3 protein-coding genes are annotated in these 1,617 nt (G+C 27.5%); all 3 read left to right on the top strand.

Annotated elements, in window-relative coordinates:
- The coding region (locus ACRDDY_RS16765; protein WP_438566081.1) for a YbjQ family protein at nucleotides 1-192 on the top strand (192 nt) is incomplete at its 5' end.
- Between the two features lie 108 nt (nucleotides 193-300).
- Nucleotides 301-1,062, top strand: a complete 762-nt coding sequence (locus ACRDDY_RS16760; protein WP_438566080.1) for a DUF6544 family protein — start codon at nucleotides 301-303, stop codon at nucleotides 1,060-1,062.
- Between the two features lie 15 nt (nucleotides 1,063-1,077).
- Nucleotides 1,078-1,617 (top strand): hypothetical protein (locus tag ACRDDY_RS16755; RefSeq protein WP_438566079.1); only part of this gene is annotated, 540 nt, incomplete at its 3' end.

Below are 1,617 nucleotides of genomic sequence, written 5' to 3'. Positions count from 1 at the left end.
CTTGTTGGTGGAGAGATGGTTGCCTATAAAGAAATGCTAGACAAATCTAGAGAAATTGCTGTAGATAGGATGATTAAAGAGGCAGAAGCGATGGGAGCAAATGCAATCATTAGTTTTATGCTTGGTTCATCAGCAGTTGCACCAGGGGCAGCCGAAATTGTGGCATACGGAACAGCAGTTATTGTTGAGTAAAAGAATATTTAAAAACCATAGAAAGGTGTAGATTTTTTAATCTATACCTTTTTATAATTACAAAATTTTCCTTTTGGTATATAATAAAATATTGAGGGGGTGATTTTTTTGTTGAAAAAGTTTAGAAAATTAATGTTAGAAAGGGTTTCATTAACAGAAGAAGAAAAAGAGATATATAAGGAAAAGGATTTTGAAAATTTACCTACAGGGATGAAAAGATATTTTAGATATATAGAGTGTATAGGAGAGACTAGACACAATGTAGTAAACGTGATTTTTGAAGATGTAGACTTTGTTATGTCTAATAAAAATTTGAAGATGAAGTATGATTTATGGTTATTTAAAGATAAGCCATATAGAGCTGCAGGGATAAAGACATCTTTATATGAAATTCCTTTTGATGGACTTGATTACAGTGATGAAAAGAGAAAAGTAGGGGGAATGAAGGGAAAGCTTGCAAAAATTATAACTGTAGTTAATGAGGAAAATGAACAAATATATAAAGCTGGGCTTATTGCATGGATTATTGAAGGAACAATGAATCCAAGTATATTATTATCAAAATATATTAGTTACAGAGAAATAGATAAAAATAATGTAGAGGCTACAGTTTCATATAATGGAGTTTTAGGAAAAGGTATTTTTACAATTGATGATGAAGGAAAAATAATTGAATTTTTCAGTGATGAAAGACAAAGAGAAAAAATAAATGGGGTAGAAACTGATTTAGGATGGAGATGTAGTATTTCAGGGTATAGAAAAATAAATAATATAAAGATTCCTTCAGAAATAGGAATAACGACCATATATGAAGATAAAGAAGTAGAATATTTTAAAGCAAAAAAAATTAAAACTATATATTACAAATAGGGGAACTATAGAGGGTTGAAAAAGAAAGTAGTAATAGTCTTTATGATTGTAAGTGTATTTTCAATATTGTTTTCTATTGAGAATAATACTGAGCATATAAAAATTTTAGAAGAAGTGATTTTTATAGCATCTTTTTTAGGGTTAGAGGTTTTGTTTAGTTTAGTAAAGAATAAAAATAGGATGATAATTGTAATAGAAGGAGCCGTGTTGGTTTTTATAGTAGTATTAAAATTAAATTTTATGATATACTTTGTACCAATTTTAATATCTAAGGTATTTAAATGGAGTAAGATTATTTATTCTATTTTTATAAGCATAATTATAATGGGAATTTTAGATAATATTCATTATTTAGATATTTCGATTTATACGGTGATTATAAGTCTTTATCTTAATGAAATAGCTAAAAGAAGCAGGGAGCGAGTTTTATTTAAGGAAAAAAATAAAGATAAAAGAGAGGAAAATCATAGAATAAGAAAAGAACTTCATGACCTTGAAAGATATTTAGAGCAAAATAAAATAATTGCAGGGCTTAAAGAAAGAAATTTTATGGCA

This window comes from Clostridium sp., assembly GCF_051656525.1.
Classification (GTDB): Bacteria; Bacillota; Clostridia; order Clostridiales; family Clostridiaceae; genus Clostridium.
Note: the sequence above shows the minus strand (reverse complement) of the source record. Positions and strands in the feature narration are given on the sequence as shown.